The following is a 1,041-nucleotide window of genomic DNA, read 5'->3' on the forward strand; positions in this document are numbered from 1 at the left end:
CCTTGGCGTCGACCAGCTGCGCACCGAACGACTGGAAGATCGCACCGGCGGTGTCGACACTGTCGCTGGTCTCGCCGAGGCCGATACCGAACGGGAAGCCGGCCTTGTGGCAGGCTTCGGCCGCTTTGAGGAACGTATCGAGGGTCCAGTTATCCGCCTTCGGCGGGCTCCCGGCCGGATACATTTCCTGCACATCGATGCCGGCGTGCTTCTTCATCAGGTCGATGCGCGAGCAGGGGCCCTTGATCTGGCTGCCGACGCTGGCGGGAACGCCAAGCCATTTGCCGTCGGCCTGGCCGAGATACTTCACCGTGCCATTGACCTCGCCATTCAGCTTGACGAGCGGGTCCATGATGTCGTTGACCGGCTCGAGCAGCTCGGCATTGGCCTGCGGCCACCACGTCGGCATCTGGAAGATATCGTGACCCGATTTCGCCTGCGCCTCGGCAGCGATGGTGACGATGTTCTTGTTGCCCTGGCTGGTGATGTAGTCGATCTGGACCTCGACCTTTTCCTTGGCGGCCCATTCATTGACCAGATCGGTGGACGCACTGTTCGCGCCCGGCACCCAGTGATCCCAGAAGCCCATCGAGAGCTTTCCGGCTGCGTAGGCGCCACGCACGTAGGGGGCTGTGATGAGCGCCGCCGATGACAGCGCTGTCGCTGCAACGAATTCTCGGCGTGAAAGCGTCTTCCGTGACATGGCGTTCCCTCCCTGGCGAGCCACCGGACAAAAGACTTTTCGAATCCCGTTGTCGTTTTTGTGCGTCGCGTTCGCGCGACGTCGCGGGATTTCGTTCACACTGATCAGAACAGAATTGCCGGCGGCTGTCGAGAAACGAGATGCCCTTGTCGCGTAGTACTAACGTTGTGGTCAAATCGCAGGCAGTGCCGGCGTCACCGCGGATTACAGCACCTGTTGAGATCTTGCTGCGGCGCACGCGAGACCTGCTGAACGCACGCGCCGACGGGTGCGCGGTTGAGCCGCAGCTCTCAAGTCTGCCTGACCGAACCCTGTTCCGTCATGTTGATGCCCGGTGC

At 62.1% G+C, this 1,041-nt stretch carries 1 protein-coding gene; it reads right to left on the reverse strand.

The window, feature by feature from the left end; all coding sequences use genetic code 11:
* Positions 1 to 802: hypothetical protein (locus ACJH6J_RS30535; protein ID WP_406805049.1), on the reverse strand; the 802-nt coding region annotated here is incomplete at its 3' end.
* Positions 803 to 1,041 lie beyond the last annotated feature (239 nt).

Source organism: Mycobacterium sp. SMC-18, from assembly GCF_045310895.1.
In the GTDB taxonomy this organism is placed as follows: domain Bacteria; phylum Actinomycetota; class Actinomycetes; order Mycobacteriales; family Mycobacteriaceae; genus Mycobacterium.